This window comes from Cupriavidus sp. FW305-3-2-15-C-LB2, from assembly GCF_058787575.1.
Genome location: NZ_JBYSZW010000001.1, coordinates 119,140 through 140,099 on the forward strand (window position 1 = coordinate 119,140; position 20,960 = coordinate 140,099).

The window sequence follows — 20,960 nt, forward strand, 5'->3', positions numbered from 1 at the left end:
AAACCCATGATCACCGTGCGTGTAGGCAACAGCGAGTTGCCACTTGACGATGTGTTGGAAAACCCAGATCGGCATTCCCGCCTCTTGGAACGCGCGAAGACCACCCAAGGCTTTGCCGAGTGCGGTTGCACGGCCGGACGGCCGCGACCCAAGCTGGTCATTCGCCGCCACCGCGAGATCTTCCTGCTCGCCCGTTGGCCGGAGCAGGCGCAATTGCACGGCGACAGCTGCCCCTTCCAGCGCCGCAATACCGGCAAGGGTAGTACCGGCACCGAACTAGACCCGTTCCGCTTCCGCAACGGCGCGCTGGATGTCCGGCTTGACGCGAGTCTCAAAATCAGCAGCCGCACACCGGCAAAGCCGGTGAAATCCAACCCCGAAGGCGAATCAAAGAAGCCGCAGCGCCGTACAGCAGGCCTGCTCGCGTTCCTCGAATTCGCGTGGGAACAGGCAGGTCTGAACCTCTGGACCGGTGCCGGCGGACGGGGCTGGAGCGCTTGTTGGTCCCAACTGAGTGCCGAACTGGCGGACTGCCGCATCAACAACCAGCCCGCCGACAAGACGCTCCATATCATGGCGCGATGGGATCCCTCGCGCAAAGCCGAGATCCTGGCAGAGCAGGATGCCTGGCTGGCGAGGCTCACGCCCTCCGCAGCGGGCAGCCAGCGGGGCCTGCTGATCGCCGAGGTTGTGTCGCACGAGCCGTCGCAATATGGAGCAAAGTTCGTCCTCCGGCAAACGCAGTTGCGGTGCTTCATGAGCGGCGCGCTATATGAGCGCCTGCAGCGCTCCTATGGCCCGGCGCTGGCCGGTGCCGGCCAGGCGAATCAGCGGTGTGTGGCCATGCTGCTGGTCGAGAAGCCGGCAGACAGGAACTACCTCACGATCGTGAATGGTGCGGCGATGCTGACGAACGCGCAATTCCTACCCTGCGACTCCACCTATGAAGTCGCCATGGCGGACCACCTGGTCGCGCTGCGCCGCGCTTTCCGAAAGCCGCTGCGCCACATCGGCCATGCACCGGTCCACCCGGATTTCGTGCTGACGGACACGGCAGCGGAGGCCATCGTCGAGGTTCTTGGGCTCACTGGCAACCCCGAATACGACGCAAGGATGGCGTCCAAGCGCGAGCACTACCGCGCCGCCGGCCTGTCCGTGGTTGAGTGGGACGCGCCGACCCAGGCCCTGGGCTCGGTCCAGTTGCCGCAGCGGGCGGCGCAGCGACCGGAGGTGGCCCATGAAGGCTGACGCCGCAGCGCTCACCGACGAGCTGTTCCACCAGGCCGTCGAGCTGGTCCACCAGCACCGCGCGGCGTCGACCGCGCTCATCCAGCGCCATCTGCGGATCGGCTGGCGTGCTGCGGAAGCACTGCTGGAACGGATGGCGACCGAGACGATGGTGGTTCGCAAGATGCAGAATGGCCTGTACCTCTACATCCACGGCCCCATTGGCGAGGAACTGGCGCGCCTGACCGGCTTCACACGGGAGGTGTTGAGCGCGCTCACCACGGATCGTGTCGACGCAGACCAGCTGCGCGCGGCCGCCATCCGACATGGGCTTGCAGAAGAGGCGAAGGTCTCCGCTCGTTGCGGAGACGCATGCGCCTGCGCGACGCTGTTCGAGTTTCCCGTCGTGTGCTTCAGGCCAAGTTCGGCCGGGTGCTGAGAGCCCGACCAAGGCGAAGCCGGGCTTCCCCGTCCTTGACTTGCCCGTGTGCGCGCTACGCTGGATCGCATCCAGTTCAAGCAACCCAAGCGCGAGCGCCTGCAGGAAGGCGTCGCGAGGCGAGGAGATTCGATCATGCCCCTCTTCAACGTAGAACTCGTATACCGCGCCGTTATTCAGGCGGACGACCCCGAAGCGGCGCTAGCTGTCGCCAGGCGCGACCGTCGGAACATCGAGGGCGATTGCGCCGAGCCACGCTACGACCTGGCCGGCCGCGTGCGCGCACCGGCCGACCTCAAGGACGGCTGGACCGAGTCCGATACCCCGTACGGTGGCGACGGGTCGGCTTCCATTGGCCTGCTGCTTCAAGCCGCGGAATGCCCACCCGACCGCGACACCAGAACCATCGACATGTTCGAGGACGTTCCAGCATGAGCGATAACACCCGTATCGAGTGGGCAGACCACACCTGGAATCCGTGGGAAGGCTGCCAGAAGGTCGGGCCGGGCTGCGACCACTGCTACGCCGAGGCACGCAACGCCCGGTTTGCCGGAGGGATCGCCATCAACTGGGGTCCCGGCGCGCCGCGGCGGCGCGCATCAGCAGCCAACTGGCGCAAGCCGCTGCTGTGGGACGCCCGTCATGCAGCGTTTGCGGCCGTCCATGGCCGCCGGCAACGCGTCTTCTGCGCGAGCCTGGCCGACGTGTTCGACAACGCCGTGCCGCTGGAATGGTTCGTCGACGTGCTCGAAGTCTGGCGCCAGACTCCGAACCTCGACAAGCTGGTCGTGACGAAGCGGATCGGCAACGCTACGCGTCGGCTTGAGCAAGCACTGGACTACCTCATGTCGACTAGGGACGGCCGCGAGAGCAGCACGACGGTGCAGTGGCTCGCCCGCTGGCTGGAAGGTCACGCTTCCGTCGACATATGGCTCGGCGCCACCGTGGTCAACCAGGTCGAGGCTGACCGCGATATCCAGAAGCTATTGCGCGTGCCTGCAAGCGTCCGGTTTCTATCCATCGAGCCGCTCCTGGGCCCCGTCGACGTGTTCTCCACATCCGACCCCTCGATCGACTGGATCATCGTGGGTGGAGAGAGCGGCTCCGGAGCGCGCCCAATGCATCCGGACTGGCCTCGTTCGCTGCGAGACCAGTGCGCAGCAGCGGGTGTGCCGTTCCTCTTCAAGCAGCACGGCGAATGGGTCCCAGGCTCCGGCGATTTCGGGGCTGGCCGCTACGAGACTGCGGCAGTGGCACGCGACGGCCGCGTGGTGAACGGTGGATTCACCGCAGCCGGTTATCCGGCCGGCGCCTCCAGCGCTGATGGCTGGTCCATGGTCCACCGCGCGGGCAAGCGTCAAGCCGGCCGCCTACTCGACGGCGTGCAGCACGATGATTTCCCGATCAGCAGCGCCGATATCGCCCAAGCCTGTCGGCAGGTCCTTTACAAGGAGACCGCCTGACGCGGCCGCCTATTTATATTGCACTCAACCAAGGAAGCAATGCAGCATTTTGACAACGACCCATCCGAGTACCCCGAGCCGGAGACCGTCCTTGCGATCCGGGGCGCGATCGCCACCGGCAGGCTGGGAGGGCCTATGGCCGAGCCGGGCCACTGGCTCAATGAATTCTGGCAAATCGGCCGCGCCCTTCGCGAGCACGGCGAAATGCTTCAGGGCTTCCAGGGCACGGCCCGCCGCGGCTTGCTGACCACCTCCACGCGCTACCTGGCGATCAACGAGCCGGTATTCGAGCAGCCCGACGAGCTTTGATGACGGCCGGGTGGCGGCGCAGGGCATAATTCGGGCTTTTCCACCCCGGATCCCGCCATGCCAACCGGCCTGCTGAACTGCGCCCACTGTGATGGCGCCCCCCTATTCATCGCCGGCCGCCTGCAGGCCGTCGTCGTCTGCGAGGAATGCGGCATCTCGACCCCTCCGGTTCGCCTCGAATCCACCGACAGCGACACGGCCTTCGCGCAACTGCGCGCCATCTGGAATACCCGTGTGGAACACCGGCCTGCCGACGAGCAAACCATCTCCATACTTGCCCGGCGGGAACTGACCGCCTCAGATATCCCCTATTTCCTGAACCTGCTCGCATCCACCACAGGGGACTGGACGTCGAACGGGCCGAAATTCGCGGCCATGGCCGCGGCGCTGGCACGGCCAGGCGTCGATTTCAAGCACGTCTCCCCGCCCGAAACCGTGCTGGAAGATGCCGGCCGGTACCGCAAGCTGGTGCGCCGCTCCAAGGTCATCTATATAGATGGCGCGCCAATGGTCAGATTCGACCACGTTCCGGCACTGGCCGCCGCGATTGCAGAGGAAGCCAAAGAAGACGATCCATGGCCCTTCCCCATCCTGGAGGAATTTGTCGCGCGCGCCGTGGACAGTCTGCCGGATAGCGCCGAACCTTGACTTCCCGCTCGTTGCGGCAAGCTGGAATCTCGACTGCTCCGGAACATTCCATGCTGCGCACCCTATCCGCTTCCGCCCTGGCTCTCATCCTGTGCTTCTCCGCCGCGGAGGCGAGCGCCAGGGAGCCATCGCCTTCCGCATGCCCGCAGGTCTTCGCTGACGGCCGCGCCCCTGCGATCGCCAGGAATGCCGACAACCGCCTCCTCTGCTACCGCGCCTATGCAGTCCTGCATTCCGCTAGGACGCGCACGGCCGTCTGGTCGGCGGAACATTTGACCCGGGCGGCAGTGGAAGCGGCCCGTGAACTGCCGCGCGACAGCGACTTCTACGAGGAGCCGAGGCTTCCCCGCAACGAGCGAGCCAGTCTGAACGACTACGGGCGCGGCGCCGGATTCGATCGGGGACACCTCGCGCCCAGCGGCGATTTCGGCGACAAGGAATCGCAGGCGGAAAGCTTCAGCCTCGCAAACATCATCCCGCAGCACCCCTTCTCCAACCGCCGGACGTGGAGCCACCTCGAGACATCGACTCGGCGCCTGGTACGCAAGGTCGGCGCCGCCTACGTCGTTACCGGGCCGGCATTCATTCGGGACGCCGGCACGCTGCGAGGCCGCATCCGTGTCCCGGACTTTGTCTGGAAGGCCATCTATGTGCCGGGCATGGGCGCCGCCGCCTACATCGCGCGAAACGACGCGACCCCGGTCTACAGCGTCGTGAGCATCGGCGAGTTGGCTCATTTTGTCGGCGTGGATCCGTTCCCGACCCTGCCCGAATCCATGCGCTTGACCGCTATGGAGTTGCCGCCGCCCACGCCGTACCCCGGCGAGCGCGCGGCAAGGAAGGTGTCTTTCGCGTGGCTGGCCAGCGCCGAGGCGGCCACTGCGTTGCCGGCGACAGTGCCTCTGCAAAAGCTCGCTCGCACGGCGAGCACGATGATGGCGCTCGCGGCGGCCTACGCACGATAACAGCGACCTTTGCACCGGCCGCCTCATGGCCTCAACAAACGACCATGCGTGTAATTGGCAGGCTGAGATCATCGTCCAGGGAAGCGAGAAACTCCGTTTGCTGGCAGGCGGCCACCAATGCTGGCACATTGCTTCCCAGTAGCCAGCGCCCCAAGCGGCGACCCAACTCCGATAAATTGAGCTCTTCGCCTGGCTCGCTGAACCCGATCATTGAGAAGACTTGCCCGGTTGCATCATTGTCCGCCCATGAAAGGCCGGCCTCGAAAATCGCTCGATCGGGGTTCCCTTCCAGGGCCGCGCAGACCAAATCGCTCAAATAGATACCTGCAGATTGCGCTCCGAATCCAAGGTGCGGCAACTCAAGGTATGGGTCCTCATTCAAATATGCAGCGACCTCTACTACTGAGGAGCCTTCCGACTCGAGCGAAGCTACCACCTCGGCCACCACAACGCCCCACTCCATGCGCAGGCCGCGCCGTCGGCGCAGCACGCTTTCCAGCTCCTCCTGTTCAAACGGCCCCGAATCAGGCAACGCTACCCGATCCCTGGCTTCGGCAACCACATAATCGGGCAAGTCAACCCAAGGCCAGCTGCTGAGGGCCTCTGGGGACATCCCGTACTCCATAATTGTCGCCACCTCGGCCATCGAATAAATCCGGTCTTCAAACACTTTTGCGTCCATCTCCATCACCCTTCAAGTAGTCGATACAAGCGTTGGCGTGAGATGCCCAACTCGCGCGCGGCTTGCGCCTTGTTCCCTCCCAGCGCCCCAAGCACTTCCATCGCGCGCTCCCGGCTTACCACAGGCTTTTCCATACGGGCCATCGCGCTCGGTGTGGAAAGGTAAGCCCCGCTCTTGGATGGCTTACTGTGCCCCGCAGCCAGGACAACCTCCTGAATCGCTTGACGATAGGTTTCAAGATCCGGCTCCTCGCCGCCCCTGACAGGTGCCGGTACGCCGGTCATTTCCTCGTATAGCGTCTGCATCCACCCGTGGCGAAGTCCGTGACTTGTCACACCGAGCCCACTCTTGCAGATGCCATACTTGCGCATCACCGAGTTGTAGTGGCTGCGCCAGCGCGCTATCGAGTACGTCGATGGGGTAGTAGACCCGCTAACGGGATCAACCAGGCGCGCAGCTTCCTCGAGGACATCCAACTGCATCCGTACCGGCACCTCACGCTTTCGTCCACCTTTGGTGCCATCGACCACGCGCAGCGTATCCATGTTCTTGAGCGCACCCAGAATTTTGAGCGAGAAGCTCTCTTCGATTCGCAGCCCAAACGCCGCCTGAAGCTTCAATTGCACGGCTACGCGAGGATGCTCTTCGGCGATCCGCGCGATCAACTCGGCCGGATCGACGCCATTCCCCTCCCAGGACTTGTCCTGCGTGGTGACATACCACCGCATCAGGCCGTTTGCGGCCCGGTCCGTGTACTCGCCCAACGGCCGAACAAGGTGGTGCTTTCCGATCCACTGGCAGAATGCCTTCAGATGGCTAAGCTTGTTTTCGATCGTTCCAGCGGTCTGTGCACCAGACACCCACTTATCCACCAGGGCCTGAATGTGCTTGTGTCGGAGCGAATACGGGCTTTCGATCATGAACCCGAGCTCACGCAGCTCGACCAGGGAGCGACACACGGTGTACATGCGCCGCTCCTGCGTCTTGATCGACGCGCTTTTCAGGCTGACCCGCGTCTGACTGAGAATCCTCTTCAGGTTATCGACCAAGACCTGCTCCAGTTCGGCCTTCATCCTGGTCGGCAAGCCGTACCGATTCAGCAGACCGCGTATGTCGAATACCGCTGCCTGTCGCATTTCCTTTTTCCCACGGTTTGTTACCACGACTGGCGTCGCACGCAGCGGTGTGCTCCCCGTAGCCCACCTTTCGCTGTTGCGTTGTCGCCTTGCTTTGCCGTTTAGCCATCGGCGATGGTCCTGCCTTCCCGACCTTTAGCGATCCATTGGCTGGTCAGCCCTCACGCGGAAGAAACGTGCATGACTGTCCCGGCAGGTCCTTCCCATGCGCATTCGCGCTGAGAATCCCCGCTGGGCTACCCGGTTGCCAGGGGAATCGCACCCCGGCATGAACGCAGTGCGGAGCATTCTCCGTACTACGCCGCCCGCGTAACTCTTGTTGCGCTGTTCGTCTACGGTCGCGCACACCGTTCGTCATGGTTCCAGATCGTCCGATTGCTCGCTGCAATCGACGTCCCGCCCGTCAGGTAGCGACATCTGAACCGCGGTGTATCGGGTTCCAGTGTTCGCTTACCCCGCTGATAGCTGCTGGGCGTGTAGGGTGGATGGAGGGCCAAATGTGTCCGGAGTGTCCGCTTTACACATGTCCTCAGTGCGACCAATTCTCCCAAACCACCCGCAAAGCCAATTGGTATCGCGGTGTCCGGTGTCCTCAGTGTTGGCCAGTATTTACTTGAGCCGATTGAAAAAAATGCCGCTTCATTTTGCGGCCTGGACAGGTATCGCCACTGAGCCTTGGAACCAAGGTAGGGGATAGCGGTATGCCGCGCAACTGGCGGCTAGGTCGATGCGTCGGGGACGCGGTAGGTTCTCGAAGAATAAACCAGCGCCCTAACACCTTGCAATGTTTGAGCGGGCAAATTCGGGAGATTTTGGCGACTTGACTTTGATTTGCCGAGGGTAGAGTGAGCTATGTCGATGTGCCACTGAGTCCTGGTTGCTCGAAGCGGAACCGATCAAGTCCCAGCAAGTGCCAGATGATCCGTCCAAACTGCTGGCAGTCAATGGCACTTGAGTCGCCCAAGTCAGGGCATCTCCCTGATCGGGGTAGGAAGTGCCACTTACTGGGACTTTGAGGGACTTGGGGCACATCGTAGCCATCCATCACTGATTCCTCCAGGAGAAAAACAAATGAAGATCTCGACCGTCGCTATCGACGTTGGCTACGGCAACACCAAGTCCGCCTTCCCCCTCGGTTCGGAAATCGCGACCAACATGTTCCCCTCGCTGGCGCCGATTGCTGCCACTTCCTCACTTACTGCGCACGCCGGCGGCATGTTCCGGGCACGTAACGTCGTGAACGTCGAGATCGACGGCGCGCGGTATGAGGTCGGGCCCGATGTTTCGCTAAGCGCCGCTCACGTCAATACCGGCCGCTCACTGTCCGAAGACTATGTCACGACGCCGAACTATGCCGCCCTGCTCGCCGGCTCGCTGCATTACGCCAACGCGTCCGAAGTGGACCGCCTGGTGCTCGGTCTGCCGGTGCACAATACCCACAAGTACGCTTCGTTCCTCAAGGACCGCTTCACCGGCACGCACGACTTTGGTTGGGGGAACGTTCAGATCAACAGCGTGCTGCCGCTACCGCAGCCGCTGGGCACGCTGATCACCTATATCCAGCAAAGCGGGAACAAGTACGATCCGGACAACGCCTACCTGGTCATCGATGTCGGCTACTTCACGACCGACTGGGTCGTTGCGCGCGGCTACACCATGGACGACACTCGCAGCGGTGGCGCGCCGGGCGGCGCAGCCCGGATCTACCAGCAGGTGGCGAGCCTGATCTCTGCTGACCGTGGACAGCCCACCGACAGCATCGAACGCATCGACAAGGCTATCCGGGACGCAAAGCCGATGGTGTTCTACGGGCACGATCTCGACCTCTCGCCCTTCCTCGCCGAGGCGATGGCCGTGACCCACCAGCCGGTCAAGGAAATCCAGGCTCGCGTCGGTCGCACTGAGGACATCCGGGCCATCATCCTGACTGGTGGCGGCGCCCAGCTCTATGCACCGACGATCCGCGCCGCGTTCCCGCAGAATGTGATCCACATTATGGACGCCCCCTGCTTCGCCAACGTCCGCGGCTTCTTCTCCATCGGTTCCGCCAGGCAAGTCGCCAAGGCGGCCTGAGGACTCCGGTTATGGACAAGCTACAGATGACTGTGACGCTGTCCGCCGACTCGGCTCCGGACCTGCTTGCTTACCTGCAGCAGTACACCGGGGCCCGGGAGCGGGCATTCATGCTCAAGCTGCTCGCGCAGCGCGGGCTGCAGCTGGTGCTGAGCGCTGGACCAGACGCACTGTTGCGCCCGCCATCGGCAGCGCTCACACCTACCGTTGCACCTGTAGCGCCCGGCCCCCGGACGCTGGATCGCCCCGACCGGGCACCGGTAGCTCAGGTGGAGGCGCAGCCCGACAGGCCGGTTAGGTTGAGCGCCCCTGTCGAATCCCCTTCCGCTAAACCACCACCGCGAGCGGCGCCAAGCCCCGCGCCGACCTCGGTGCCCGCGCTGGCACCGGCCCCAACCACTGGCGCGGATCCCCTTGCGGGGCTTGACCTCGGCGCCCTTAACGAGGCCATGGCGCGCTTCGGCTAGTAGAATTCCCTTGCCGACCGGAGCTTGACAGGGCCACTTTTGATGGCAACCTTATCTTGACGACAACAACTAGTAGGAAACAGACCATGTTCGAATACCTGTCCACCACTCACGGCATCAACCGCTTTGTGTTCACAGTCCTCATCGGCTGGTGCGTGCTGGAAGCGCTCCTGGTGGTCTACAACGGCGTCAAGGCCCGCAAGCGGCGCTGACTCACCGTTCCACGCGGACAAAAAAAAATGCCCAGCGATCGCTGGGCATTTTGTTTAAGGGTTGGCGCGCTTCAATGAAGCGTCGGGGCAAGGCAGTAGTCCAGGGCCGAATCGAAGGATGGCATCCGGTCGAGGAACGTCATGCTCCCCGACGGCTCTCGGCGGTACACATCAAAGAATTGCGCTTCCGACTGGCCGGCCTTGACTTCCGTCGCGGCCGAGCTGCGCATCGCGTGGATATGCAGCTTGTTGACGATGGCTGTGAATCCCTTCTGTGGCATTGTCAATCTCCTGAGAGAGCCTGCCACGGAGTGCTCCCCCTGCGGGAAGAACCCACAGGGCAGAGGTTGAATATGGCGCCACCATGAGGTGGCGGTTAGGTCAGGCTGCTACCGCCTGACGGGACATAAGGCGCAGCTGGTATTCGGTGCGCCACTGATCGCAGAAGTCCGTGCCCCGGATCTTGGGGCGATGCAACACAGCACGTAGCCCTGCAGTGCGCAAACGCTTCTGGAGCGTTAATGCGTCGGCCATGCCCGGAGACTTACCGGTCGTTGGGTCAATCGGGTCGAAATCCGCGAAGATGTGAACCGTGTGGATGCCCAGGTCGGGTGGTACCTCGAACTGGCTGAGCAACACGCGATTCAGACAATTCCACGTCGGCACGCCAAACTGCATGTAGGCGGCATACGCATTCTCCAGCCCTTCGGCCACGCCAACTTCGCCGGCGCGCGGCGACATCAGACGCACCGCGCCACCGGACAATGGCAGAGCCGACACGTCGTTGCGCTTAGGCGGCAGGATTTCACCGTCCTCCGCGATAATCAACGCTTTGGCAGGCACCGCAGGGTCCAACGAGGTACGGTGCACCGTCGCCATACGTCCATCTGGCAGCGTGAACTTCGCAAGGATGGTTGGATAACGACCAATGATCTGACCGTCATGCCAGTAGTCCTGCTCGGCAAGACGCAGCGCGCTGGGACGTGGAGCATGCAACCCGGGCACGCGTGAAGCGAGGTACCGCATGGCGTGATCGCCAGGTGTCAGCTCAGCCGCGGCGTTCCACTTCTTGACGATGCGGCGCATCTTGGCGGCCGGGTCGTTGACCTTGCGACGTGGGGCTGGAGCCCGAGCGGGTACAGGTTCAATTGGAATGGATCCGTCTCCGTTGAGTTCAAGCAGCAGTTGCCGGTACGTCAAGCCCGTGAAGCAGCGTACAAGCTCCAAACCGTCGCCGGCCTTCGGACTGCCCGCATTGCACTTGCGGCACACCCAGTCGCCGCGACCGCGCTTGTTGTCAAAGGTAAAACGGTCATGGCCACCACAGAGGGGGCAACGACCAGGGCGTCCGTGCCAGAAGCTGTCCGTCAGGACTTCAGCTGGCAGATACCGCTTCAGCAGACCTTCCCATTGAGCGGGCGTCCAGCTTCTCACAATGTCACTCAGTTGTTTCATGGGATGGCTCCGTGATGGGAGGATGGGTCGATGCCTGAGACAGGCGATAAGACGCTTGCTCAAAGGACATCCCGGCGTTGGCCAGAAGGTCTTTTCAGCATGGCGCTTTGTGGGGAAGGAAGCCGGCAGGACTACCGGGAGAGGACAACTGCGACCGCCGAAGCGATCGCAGTTGTGAAGAAGAGTTTCAGCTGACCGACGGGCGCACTACATCAGGCGCCGTCATACCGAAAGGGAATGCCGTCCAGGGCTGCGGGCTGCTGGAAGGGGATGTCGTTGTCGAGGTCGGAGAAGCCGCCACCGGACTGTGCGGGTGGCTGAGCCGTCCTGCGCTGCCCTTCTGGCGCAGCGCGTTGCCCAGTACCACGTCCCGTGCTGCCGCCGGAGCTGCTTTGTGAGCCATCGTGACTGTAGCCTTCGCCGGGCGAACCGTCATCAGCACCGCCACCACTCCGGCCGCCAAGCATCTGCATCTGGTCTGCAACGATCTCGGTGGAGTACTTGTCCTGGCCGGATTGATCCTGCCACTTGCGGGTGCGGATGCGACCCTCGATATAGACCGACGAACCCTTGCGCAGGTACTGGGCGGCAATCTCAGCCAGCTTGCCGAACATCGCCACACGATGCCATTCGGTAGCTTCCTTCATCTCGCCCGACTGCTTGTCCTTGTAGCGGTCGGTGGTGGCGAGGCGCAGGTTGGTGACGGCGTCGCCGCTGGGCATGTAGCGAGTATCCGGGTCTGCACCCAGGTTGCCAACGAGAATGACCTTGTTTACGGATGCCATGATCCTTCCGATTCAATGTACGAGGTGAATATTCCAGACCCAACGGTCCCAGAGCTTCTGTTCTCCGGTCGTGCGGTCCATGATGGGGGAGCCGCTCTTCTTGTCGAAGGCCGGCACTTTTTCCCGGTGCAGTCTCTTGACGGCAATCCGGTCCCCAAGCTTGCAGCCTGCATCGGCCAGCGCATCCTTCAGGCCTTCGCCCTGGAGGATCTTCTCGCCGGTGGTCGTGGCCAGCTTTAAAGCGAACGACGAATAAGTGCGAGGCCCGCCTGGCTTGCGGTTGGGGAACGTCATTTCGCCCCACTCGAGCAGCTCGCCTACGGTGTAAACCGAGGACGAGGCCTGGTCGGAGGCAACATTCCCCGTGCGGGTGGCCGCCCCGTCCTGCCGAACAGAACGCTCCGGGTCACGCGCCGAAGCCGTTGGGCGCTCGCGGCGGCGTATCTCCGCGCCGTCACCAGATTGCGAAGGCCGCGGTGCATCGTGCTGAACGCCTTCCTGAATGACTTTCACAGCCACTTGCTCCAGCGACGCATGCAAGTGTTCACTGACCTTCTTCCAACGCGGAAAAACCTCGGGCAGCAGCTTGTCGCCAAACTGGGTGCGTTGAAGGCGGTGTTCGAAGACGCCAACGAAGTGAACCACGCGATCGGCTTCCCTCCGGAGAAGATGGGGGACGCCGTGAACATAGAACTGCCGTTCATTCGGATCGCCTTTCCCAACAGGAATCAGATCGATGTTGTCAGGTCGCCGCTCGGCGCTCAGCGCACCGGCCACACGCTTGATGAGATTGAGCCAAGTCATTGATCAAAGAAGTGAGCCGCAGCACTGACGACGGACCGCTTCCAGGTCCTCGCGCAATCGGCGATGGTTGAGAATCACGTCTTGCAGCGTCTCGGGATCAACCCCCGAGACAGCACAGACGTAGGCATAGGGCAGTGCGCCGTTCCAGTATCCAAAGATCCAGCCCAGCGTCATGGAGTAGTCCTCGACGTCGAGGGTGCGGTTGCGCATGCGGGCACGCAGCATCTCGGCGCAATCGATCAGGGACTCCGGCATGTTGTCGCCCCGCCTGCTATCGCAGGCCAGGCTTATCAGGGCGTCGACCATCTTTTCTCGCACGGTCTCGCTCCAGAGAGACGGGTCGGGCAAGGGGTCGAGCTTGGGAGGTGGCACCACGATGGCGGCTGCTTCACCAAAGAAGTCCAGCTGCCATCCGGCGGTTGTTGTTTCCATGATGGTCTCCGGGAAGGGCACCCGAAAGACCCACCTGCCGGCGGGTATCGGATACCCGCGACAGGTGAAAAGCGCCGCCCATAGGGGCGGCTTGGGATCAGGAACGGTCGTGTGTTCCAGTCCGACGAATCGGTGTTACCACAGCCGAGCGCTCGTACTGCCGCTCGGGCTCCGCCATCTGCTCAACATCCGGCTTCGACCTGGACATGTCGTCCGGCGTCGAAACCTTCGGCGCTGCAGGAATGGCTTTGGTCCAGGCAACACCTCTGTGATACAGAAACGAAAGTCCGACGACGGTCACAAAGGCACCGACGATGAACGACTGCGAGGCCACATACAGCACCATGCAGAACATGAGGAGTTGGAACGGACGCTTGATGAGGTTCGTGACAAAGGATTCCACGGTTTCTCTCCAGAAACAAAAGAAGGGAATTCCTGGCGGATGCCAGGCGATTATTCGATGCTCTGCCGAGCAAGGAATCTCTGGAGGGAAGCTGCAGCGCTTCAACGTACTTGCGTCATGCGGTAGCGCATGGCGGAAGCACGCTGACGTGGATGAGCGACTGCTGAAATCGAGCGCCAGGTAGGACTGGGCTCATGTCGATGCGTCGAGGACGCTGAGTTCTCCTCGATCCTAATTTGACTCTGCTGTCGACAACACGCGGAAAGCCCAACAAAAACACCTCGCTTTCTGGGAATCAGGCCTGAGCATGCTCATTCCTTTGGTTCCGCCTGCCGATTTCGAACCCGCGCGTCACCGCCTACCGCCGGAACTGGCGATATTAGCGCCTCTTATTTCTGTTGTTAGCGTTTTCTAATTCGACCCCTTACGTTAGGGGTAAACCCCTACATTTGACCGACTTTGAGGTCGATAAGGGCTGCATAAGCAACCTGCTTTCTACCCCTTCCGACGAAAGCCACCCCTAAAAGAAGCGCTTTCCTCGAGCAACGCCGCTGTCTCGTTTCGTAATCTCCACGAGGTTCACTTGACAACGTTATTGGGTCGCTACGCTGGTTGTCAGGGTCCATTTCCGAGAGCAAACATGCCGCAAAAAAAAGACAAGCCCAAAGAAGATCTTGCCGTACAAGCCGAGATCGTCAACTTCCCCTTGCAACCGGAGGCATCACGTACCGAATTGGCACTGCGCAGCGCGCTCGGCGGCGCACCGGTGAACGAAGACGCGTTCAGCCGCCTGCTGCAATGTGTGCGCAACCTTCAGCGCACAAGGGACAAGATTGAACGGCTGCTGCGCGATCAAGGCGCAGACCTCCAACAGATGCACGACCACACCATGGACATTGCAATCGCCACGTATGGCGACACAAGAGTCGCACGGACTCGTGCGTTGGAGATGTTTTATACGATCGCGGAAGAAGTCCTTCACCTGACACGCAGCCAGGCACATTTGCAGCTAAACCTGTACCGGCGCTTCCTGCAACACAACGGCGCGCTCACGAAGCTGAGCATCGGTGAGCTGATGATCCTTCGTCGTAGTGACTACACCGCCGAGGAAATCGACGCAGTCATCGAGTTCAAAGAAAACGATCCCGAGTATCGACGCAAGGACATTCGCGAGTTCGTCGAGCGACTGCGACGCAAACAGGAAGAAGTCCTCGATGTCCAGTCCAAGCTCGACGTCGCCACAGCGGAGCTGGCGAGCACCATCAACGAGAATGCGGACAAGGATCACGAAATTCGTCGACTCAACACAGAGCTGTCCCGCTTGACAGCCGAACGCGACACGGACCGGCTAACCCTTACCCAGTTGCGGGAAGAGATGACCAGGCAAAACTCGAGTTACAGCGCGCTCGGGATGCAAGTTGCCGACCTGGAGCGGGAGAAGCGCGAACTGCAGGAACGCATCACCTTTGCGAAGGACAACGTCCGCCCTGAATCTATCGAAGTGCCGGTCGTTCCGCCAGGCTATGCCACGTTGGAAGACGCATTGGCAGCCAAGAACGCAGAGCTAGCGTCTGCCAGGACCGAACTAGACAACGTCATTTCACAGCGTCAGAGGATTGAGGAAGAGATCGCCGAGCGTACCGCGGTCCTGGATAAACGAGCGCGGGCCCATGACGACCTGGCGAAGCTAGTAGAGGCGTTTCGACAGGCCGTGTCGAGCTTTGCGTCGGCCCAGCTGACTGTGCAGATGGCTGGCGACATATCCGAGTTCCGCCCGACCCTGACAGTCCTCGACGGCATCGTCGGCCGTCTCCAATCCGAAATTCGCTCGGCCATCAAAGCAAAGTAGGAGCAACGACCCATGCAACCGCATTCCCCAACCGCTGAGTTCGAGCGTCTGCAACTCACCCGGATGACGTGCGACCGCATTCGCTCGGCAAACTATCACCTCACCGATCACCTGGCCGAACTTCTGGGGGCGCATCCCGAGCTGGAACAGCCTCTGCACATCAGCAAAGCAGCCGTCGACAGGGTGCGCAAAGCTGAAGCGACGCAACGGGATTTGATGGGCACGCCGTTCCTCGTTGTCGTGCCGACGCTGTCAGAAGTGCAGGATTGGCGCTGCCTCACCGAGAACACCACAACGACCCTGGCCGTGGACGCATTGCGATCGCAGCTGCCCATTTGGAGCAATGACGACAAGCTCCGCTTGTTTTACAACAATCGCCATTACATTTGGCTGATCGTCGAACTACTACACGTGAGCATCCTGGCCGCTCCGCTTCTCGGGATCACCAAGGAGCTCGCAGAGTATCTGCGATCTCTGCCACAACATGTGCTCGACATGGCGATTGCACGGGTCGATTTCCCAATTTTTCGTTGGCGCTTGCATAGCAAGACCTTCTGGCTCGACTTCGACTCTAAGCGGCTGGGACCGGATTCCAACGGGCATCACTTCCTCGCGTCAACTCCGATGCGCGCCGATCGCATGGCAACGAAGCACAGCTGGACCAACCTCCGGTTGGAGCCGCTCCAGAAGAAGGTGTACAGCGAAATGATGGTTCGCAGTCACTGTCGAGCATCAACCATCACCTCACTGCTGGGGATTACGTCCACGCGCACGAGAACGCTATTTCAGCAGATCCACGGCAGGTCTTCTCCATCAGGCCAACTGCCTACCTCGACCGCCTGGTACTTTGAGCACCCAACACACCGACTCCAGGCAACCATCATGGTGTCGCTCTACCGTATCGCACTGGCCTTCGGAGCGAACGTGCCAGAGGCCTTCATCTCGGCGTATGACCTCTTCGACAAGTTCTTCGGAACTACCTCGAAGATCTCGGCGGACCGGGCGTGCCACATTTGTCGCACGACGTCCACCGATGCGCAGCTGGAACTGGCTCCTTGCAGGGTATGCAGAACGCCATACCTCATTGCGAATACAGCGCCGCGCATTGAACTCAGTCACGCGTTCTCCTGCCCAGGCTGCAGCGGAACGTTAGGGGGCCACAGTGGCTCGCTTCGTCGTCGCAAGTGACAGAGGAAAACCGACATGCATTCCCCAATTCTCTTTGTCTTGCTCTTCGTAATACCCCCGATTCTGGCCTACCGACTGGCTCGATGCTGGGGCAGGAGCGGAGCCAAATGGGCGATCATTTGCTTTTGCACGCACTACTTCGGCTTGCTCTTACTGATTTTGCTGCCGTCGCAAGCGACGCCGACGCTTCAGCGCTACCGGCTGGAAAATCCTCAATGCGCAACGAAGCACGGCATGTGCTGTAACTCCTGCGGTTCCCGCAGCATCCGCATCTGGCGCAAGCAGTGGATGTTCTCGGTGAAGCAGTACCACGTCTGCAATCACTGCGGTGAGTCGCTCTACACCACCTGAGCAGACACCCCCCAGACAGGGGGTCAAGTTCCGGCGAAGCTTGCCGTCCTATCCTTGGTCCCTTCGTGTATTCTCTCGCCCGACTGGGGATCGGCGACACTTGACTTTCGGTGCCGGCCGGTAAGCTGAATGTAACGGTCGATCCCCGGCCGATCCAAGTCAGAGGAAGAAAAAAACATGCAACAGTCCAAACTCGCTCTCTCGGCCCTGGTCACGGCCATGACGCTCGCTCTCGCCGCTTGCGGCGGCGGAGGTGGTGGTGATGGCGGCGGCTCCAAAGAGCCTAGTACCCCTCCTACGACCCCGACGACACCGCAAGATCCGACCTCGATACCTCCTGCAACCTCGGTTCCCGCGCCGACTTACCCGGGAAGCGACCTGCGCCTGGCAGCATTTAATGCGCTCAACGATTATCGAATCAAGATGGGCGTTGGCGCATTGAAGCAAGATGCGGCGCTTGACAGCGCGGCAGATAACCATCTGGGCTACATGAAAGCCAATGGGGGAATCGTCACCCATGAAGAAATCGCGGGCAAAGCCGGCTACACCGGCGCGAACCCATACGAACAAGCTGTGGCTGCTGGCGCTGCAAAGAATCAATGGGTTGCGCAAGCATCCTATGGTGGCATGATGTCCGCCTGTGTAGGCACCTTTCTGAATTCTGTCTACCACTTGCAAGGGCTGACCTCGAACCAAGAGACGGTTGGAATAGCGGTTCGCGATAACCTCTGCGTTCTGAACTTTGGTGTGGTGACCGGCGCGAACGGCGGTGGATACGGTCTCGCACAATGGGGTGGACAACAGATGTCGGCGAGCTCGGTCGCATATTCGCCGACCGACGGTGAGAGCGTCGTTGGCTTCTTCAATGCAGCTGGAGAATCGCCGAGCCCTGCTCCAGACCTTCCGAGCGCGGGCCATCCGGTGATGTTCCGCGTGCCGGTCCCTGATACAAATGACAATCTCACGGTATCCAGCTTTATGCTGACTGGACCTGGGGGTGTCACCGTGCCCGCACGGATCTTGGTACCCAGCGCGGCGAAGTCAGGCTCGACTGCTTCTGCTATTGAAGACGCGAACCTTTACCGCGGTGTTGTATTCCTGTTGCCGACCCAACCTCTCGTTGCAGGAACTTATACAGCCACATTCGTCGGCGCACGTAATGGCATTGCCATCAACAAGTCGTGGAGCTTCACGGCCTTCTAATCCGACATCGCAGACTGTGCGCAGCAAGAGAAAAAGCCCGCATTGCGGGCTTTTTCACGTGTATGGTTCCGCCCTACTTACTTGCAGACTTCATACATGGAGAGGTTTCCGTAGTTTCCGTTCCCGAGCGATGACCTCTTCCACGCACCCAACCGATATTGGCTCGTTGCAAGGGCGGCGAGAGCTTTGTTGTAGAGATCCTGTTCATCAGTGATTTCCAAGTTTGACCACATTCTCGACCAGGCTGGTGTATAGCTTCCATCGTTAACGGCAATTCCCTGGCCAGCGCAGCCGCCGTCTGCAGAGCAATCTCCCATCGGCCCGATAGAGATCGCGATTGTTGGGTATTGAAACCGGCACGTCAGCGGCGGAGGAGGAGGAGGAGGAGGCGGCGGCGGCGGCGGAGCCGGAACACCGCAGTACGGCAACCCGTTGGACGGATTCTTCATCCACACGTGACCCGTCACGCAGTCTGCGACGGTCATTGGCGGTGCAGGAAACGAATACAGTTGTGCGCTAGCCTCAGAAATGCATGCCAACAGACTGCACGCCAGTATGGTGCGTTTCATTAGATTTCCCTTGTCAGTACATACACCCGGTTGTAACAGTTCCTACCAGTTGACCGCCAAGGGAACCAGTATCATTGCCGCTGTACCATGCCGCTGGGGACATGGCACTGGCTTGGGCATACCAATAGCTTCCATAATCGTTCATCGCAAAATACGTGCCTTGAATCGGCGGCATAACATAGCCCGTGATATTCACCATCTGTTGCTTCGGCGTGTACAGGGCCCACGCTGTCCCGCCCGGGCAATAGTCCTTGCTGAATGTCATTCCATCGGTCACGTTGTCGTACTTCCGAGTAACGGACATGTTGCCGAGCGCATTGTTCAGCGACACATATCGATTGCCCTTGCAGATATAGCCGACGTTCGTCGCTCCCGTGGCCAGCTGGCCGCTATTGGCGCAAGCCATGCCCTCATAGATGTTCGCCACCGCGGTGCCGATCGGCTGCCAAACGCCACCGAAGCAGATCACGAAGCCGGTGCCTGTGCTGCTCCGGCGCGTAGACGGCTCCACATTGCAGGCCGAGCCAGGCGCGGCGGTGTTGGTGATGTAAGTCTCGCCATTGCTGGTCAGCGCCGTGGTGGCGGACACGCGCCTGGCGTTGTTCACGTCGTTGCCACCCATGTCGATCGACGTCTGCATCCGATTCAGCTCGGGATGCCCTGGTACCTGAACGCGGTACAGGTAGCCGTTGTTGGCCTGCGTGCCTGTAAAGGCTAGCAACGACGCCAGCCTGCCGCTGCCGGGGTTGGTGTAGTTGGCCAGCGGCACCTGCCAGGCACCGTAGGCGCCATAGGCATTGCTGGCAACCATCGTCGGATCCCCGTTCTGCCCCGGATACGGCACGAACCCGCCCTGCGCCCCCGCCTGGGCCGCGATTTGCACCAGCTGACGGGTGTCAGTAATGGGCCGGCCGCCTTGCGACGTCACGAGTGCCTGCAGCGTGTTCGGCGTCGGCTGCAGGACCTGGAGCAGCCACGTCTGACCGAATACGTTCGTCGCCGAGAATCCCGCCGGCAAGTAGCCACCGTTGAGGAGCATCGCCGGCGTGACCGACACCGGTACGCTCGCGGTGGCTTGCGCGGCAAGGGTGGCGGCTTCATCCTGCACAAACTGCAATGCCGCCTTGTCGAAGACCAGCATTTGGCTCGCTGCCGCCGCCGTCTGCACGTTTGTGACGCCGGCCTTTGCCCACGTCGCAAAGCCGGCGATGCTCAGCATCGACAGCATCAGCGCGACGAGATAACCGAGTATGGCTTCCATTCGATCTCAGGTATTCAGCTGGACCCACTGGACCAGCGTGCCAACAGGAATTGACGCCGGCACGCTGTAGGCCGTGCCGGTCGTGAGACTAATCGCGGTACCCTGGCTACGAACTCGGAACCACGCCGCGCTACCTTCCGTGCTGCTGAGCAGCACCGCGCCGGCACCGGGAGAGACGCGCACAAATCCATAGACATCCCTGCCACCCGCGGGGTTGGCCACCGCCATGCAGCCCGCGCCAGAAGGTGCCACCATCCCCGCCGGCAGCATCGGCGCCACATTCGAACCTACGAGGCCTGGCGTCGCGCCGGCGGTCGAGACGCACGCGGCACCATAAGCCTGCGCTTGCTGCGCAGTCACCGCAGCCAAGGCCTCCATACGCCCCGGCTCGCCGGCGCCGGGGACCGACTGCGACAGTTGGCGGCTCTGCGCCACGATGCCCATACAGAAGAGCACCGTGGCGAGCGGCAGAATGAGATATCCCATGCTCGTCTCCTCAGATCCGGCGTCACGCCGGGTCAATCACTGGAAGGTCAGGGCGAAGGTCGCGGTGGCGCTGCAGGCTGCACTGGCGGTGACCTGGTCCGGCAGGTTGGTCTGGTCGAACGTCGTCGTGCCAACCGTCAGCGTCACGTAGTCCTTCATACCAAGCGTCGCGCTCACGCACTGCTTTGCCGTCTGCGCGTTGCCACCACCGAAGGTAATCACCCCGCGCGAGCCGTTGTTCGCCGAAGCCAGCGTGACCGCGTTACCCCAGGGGTCAACCAGTGCATTGCCGCGGACCATGTCGGTGGGGAACATGCCGCCGTTGATCATCGCCGCAATGTTGGCCGTGGTGAAGTTGGTATAGCCATTGTTGCCTTGCGAGAATCCGGCGCGAGCGTTGGTAATCAATTGCGCAATATTGGTCGCCACCACGCTCGCCTTGTGGTTCTGGAAGCCGTTGTAGCCGGCATAAGCGATGCCAACCAGTGCAAGCAGGCCCAAGACAATGGCGACGACGCGCCCGAGAATGCCATCCATTTGAAACTCCTATGCT

The 20,960-nt window shown here is 61.4% G+C and carries 24 protein-coding genes; 13 read left to right on the forward strand and 11 right to left on the reverse strand.

What is annotated here, in order from left to right:
* Positions 1-6 precede the first annotated feature (6 nt).
* The 7 genes from AC3WRR_RS00635 to AC3WRR_RS00665 all read left to right on the forward strand — a co-directional run bounded on the left by AC3WRR_RS00635 (position 7) and on the right by AC3WRR_RS00665 (position 5,051).
* Complete coding sequence (locus AC3WRR_RS00635) at positions 7-1,248, forward strand: DUF1173 family protein (RefSeq protein ID WP_492295637.1); 1,242 nt, start codon at positions 7-9, stop codon at positions 1,246-1,248.
* Positions 1,238-1,666 (forward strand): DNA translocase FtsK, encoded by a 429-nt coding sequence (locus tag AC3WRR_RS00640; protein ID WP_492295639.1) that lies wholly within the window; start codon positions 1,238-1,240, stop codon positions 1,664-1,666. Before AC3WRR_RS00635 ends, AC3WRR_RS00640 begins: the two co-directional genes overlap by 11 nt.
* Positions 1,667-1,801: 135 nt before the next feature.
* On the forward strand, positions 1,802-2,101 hold the full coding sequence (locus tag AC3WRR_RS00645) for a hypothetical protein (protein WP_492295640.1): 300 nt from the start codon (positions 1,802-1,804) through the stop codon (positions 2,099-2,101).
* A complete protein-coding gene (locus tag AC3WRR_RS00650; protein WP_492295642.1) occupies positions 2,098-3,129 on the forward strand; it encodes a phage Gp37/Gp68 family protein in 1,032 nt (343 codons plus the stop codon). Before AC3WRR_RS00645 ends, AC3WRR_RS00650 begins: the two co-directional genes overlap by 4 nt.
* Before the next feature lie 39 nt (positions 3,130-3,168).
* The gene (locus AC3WRR_RS00655; protein WP_492295643.1) at positions 3,169-3,438 is read left to right on the forward strand and encodes a hypothetical protein; all 270 of its coding nucleotides are present in this window, start codon (positions 3,169-3,171) and stop codon (positions 3,436-3,438) included.
* A gap of 57 nt (positions 3,439-3,495) precedes the next feature.
* Positions 3,496-4,086 carry a hypothetical protein gene (locus AC3WRR_RS00660; RefSeq protein WP_492295645.1) on the forward strand — a complete coding sequence of 197 codons (591 nt, stop codon included), beginning with the start codon at positions 3,496-3,498 and terminating at the stop codon, positions 4,084-4,086.
* 50 nt (positions 4,087-4,136) lie between these two features.
* Positions 4,137-5,051 carry a DNA/RNA non-specific endonuclease gene (locus tag AC3WRR_RS00665; RefSeq protein WP_492295647.1) on the forward strand — a complete coding sequence of 305 codons (915 nt, stop codon included), beginning with the start codon at positions 4,137-4,139 and terminating at the stop codon, positions 5,049-5,051.
* Between the two features lie 31 nt (positions 5,052-5,082).
* Here AC3WRR_RS00665 and AC3WRR_RS00670 read toward each other — a convergent pair whose 3' ends face one another.
* Both AC3WRR_RS00670 and AC3WRR_RS00675 read right to left on the reverse strand, forming a co-directional pair.
* Positions 5,083-5,733: a hypothetical protein gene (locus tag AC3WRR_RS00670; protein ID WP_492295649.1), complete on the reverse strand. Its 651-nt coding sequence runs from the start codon at positions 5,731-5,733 to the stop codon at positions 5,083-5,085.
* Between the two features lie 5 nt (positions 5,734-5,738).
* Positions 5,739-6,869: an integrase domain-containing protein gene (locus AC3WRR_RS00675; RefSeq protein WP_492295650.1), complete on the reverse strand. Its 1,131-nt coding sequence runs from the start codon at positions 6,867-6,869 to the stop codon at positions 5,739-5,741.
* A 1,071-nt stretch (positions 6,870-7,940) separates the two neighbouring features.
* Here AC3WRR_RS00675 and AC3WRR_RS00680 point away from each other — a divergent pair.
* Positions 7,941-8,942, forward strand: coding sequence for a PRTRC system protein D (locus AC3WRR_RS00680; protein ID WP_492295652.1), 1,002 nt, complete (start codon positions 7,941-7,943; stop codon positions 8,940-8,942).
* A gap of 553 nt (positions 8,943-9,495) precedes the next feature.
* Entirely contained in the window at positions 9,496-9,621 is a 126-nt protein-coding gene (locus AC3WRR_RS00685) for a hypothetical protein (RefSeq protein ID WP_272871751.1), read from the forward strand.
* A 71-nt stretch (positions 9,622-9,692) separates the two neighbouring features.
* Here AC3WRR_RS00685 and AC3WRR_RS00690 read toward each other — a convergent pair whose 3' ends face one another.
* The 6 genes from AC3WRR_RS00690 to AC3WRR_RS00715 all read right to left on the reverse strand — a co-directional run bounded on the left by AC3WRR_RS00690 (position 9,693) and on the right by AC3WRR_RS00715 (position 13,500).
* Positions 9,693-9,902, reverse strand: coding sequence for a hypothetical protein (locus tag AC3WRR_RS00690; RefSeq protein WP_492295654.1), 210 nt, complete (start codon positions 9,900-9,902; stop codon positions 9,693-9,695).
* Between the two features lie 100 nt (positions 9,903-10,002).
* Positions 10,003-11,076, reverse strand: coding sequence for a DUF7146 domain-containing protein (locus tag AC3WRR_RS00695; RefSeq protein ID WP_492295655.1), 1,074 nt, complete (start codon positions 11,074-11,076; stop codon positions 10,003-10,005).
* Between the two features lie 212 nt (positions 11,077-11,288).
* On the reverse strand, positions 11,289-11,861 hold the full coding sequence (locus AC3WRR_RS00700) for a single-stranded DNA-binding protein (RefSeq protein WP_492295657.1): 573 nt from the start codon (positions 11,859-11,861) through the stop codon (positions 11,289-11,291).
* 12 nt (positions 11,862-11,873) lie between these two features.
* Positions 11,874-12,665, reverse strand: coding sequence for a hypothetical protein (locus AC3WRR_RS00705; protein WP_492295659.1), 792 nt, complete (start codon positions 12,663-12,665; stop codon positions 11,874-11,876).
* Positions 12,666-12,668: 3 nt separating this feature from the next.
* A complete protein-coding gene (locus AC3WRR_RS00710; RefSeq protein ID WP_492295661.1) occupies positions 12,669-13,097 on the reverse strand; it encodes a hypothetical protein in 429 nt (142 codons plus the stop codon).
* Positions 13,098-13,194: 97 nt separating this feature from the next.
* On the reverse strand, positions 13,195-13,500 hold the full coding sequence (locus tag AC3WRR_RS00715; RefSeq protein WP_492295663.1) for a hypothetical protein: 306 nt from the start codon (positions 13,498-13,500) through the stop codon (positions 13,195-13,197).
* Positions 13,501-14,140: 640 nt separating this feature from the next.
* On the opposite strand from AC3WRR_RS00715, the gene AC3WRR_RS00720 reads away from it, so the two are divergent.
* From AC3WRR_RS00720 to AC3WRR_RS00735, 4 genes are all read left to right on the forward strand, one after another.
* Positions 14,141-15,349, forward strand: coding sequence for a hypothetical protein (locus AC3WRR_RS00720; protein ID WP_492295664.1), 1,209 nt, complete (start codon positions 14,141-14,143; stop codon positions 15,347-15,349).
* Positions 15,350-15,361: 12 nt separating this feature from the next.
* Positions 15,362-16,537, forward strand: a complete 1,176-nt coding sequence (locus AC3WRR_RS00725; RefSeq protein ID WP_492295666.1) for a FlhC family transcriptional regulator — start codon at positions 15,362-15,364, stop codon at positions 16,535-16,537.
* 15 nt (positions 16,538-16,552) lie between these two features.
* Entirely contained in the window at positions 16,553-16,888 is a 336-nt protein-coding gene (locus AC3WRR_RS00730) for a PLDc N-terminal domain-containing protein (RefSeq protein WP_492295668.1), read from the forward strand.
* Positions 16,889-17,065: 177 nt separating this feature from the next.
* Complete coding sequence (locus tag AC3WRR_RS00735; protein ID WP_492295670.1) at positions 17,066-18,091, forward strand: CAP domain-containing protein; 1,026 nt, start codon at positions 17,066-17,068, stop codon at positions 18,089-18,091.
* 582 nt (positions 18,092-18,673) lie between these two features.
* Here the strand turns inward: AC3WRR_RS00735 and pilV are convergent.
* The 3 genes from pilV to AC3WRR_RS00750 are packed head-to-tail and all read right to left on the reverse strand — an operon-like array spanning position 18,674 to position 20,944.
* Positions 18,674-19,921, reverse strand: coding sequence for a shufflon system plasmid conjugative transfer pilus tip adhesin PilV (pilV, locus tag AC3WRR_RS00740; RefSeq protein WP_492295672.1), 1,248 nt, complete (start codon positions 19,919-19,921; stop codon positions 18,674-18,676).
* A 6-nt stretch (positions 19,922-19,927) separates the two neighbouring features.
* The gene (locus AC3WRR_RS00745) at positions 19,928-20,407 is read right to left on the reverse strand and encodes a hypothetical protein (RefSeq protein WP_492295673.1); all 480 of its coding nucleotides are present in this window, start codon (positions 20,405-20,407) and stop codon (positions 19,928-19,930) included.
* Positions 20,408-20,443: 36 nt separating this feature from the next.
* Positions 20,444-20,944, reverse strand: a complete 501-nt coding sequence (locus AC3WRR_RS00750) for a prepilin type IV pili (RefSeq protein WP_115737246.1) — start codon at positions 20,942-20,944, stop codon at positions 20,444-20,446.
* Between the last annotated feature and the right edge of the window lie 16 nt (positions 20,945-20,960).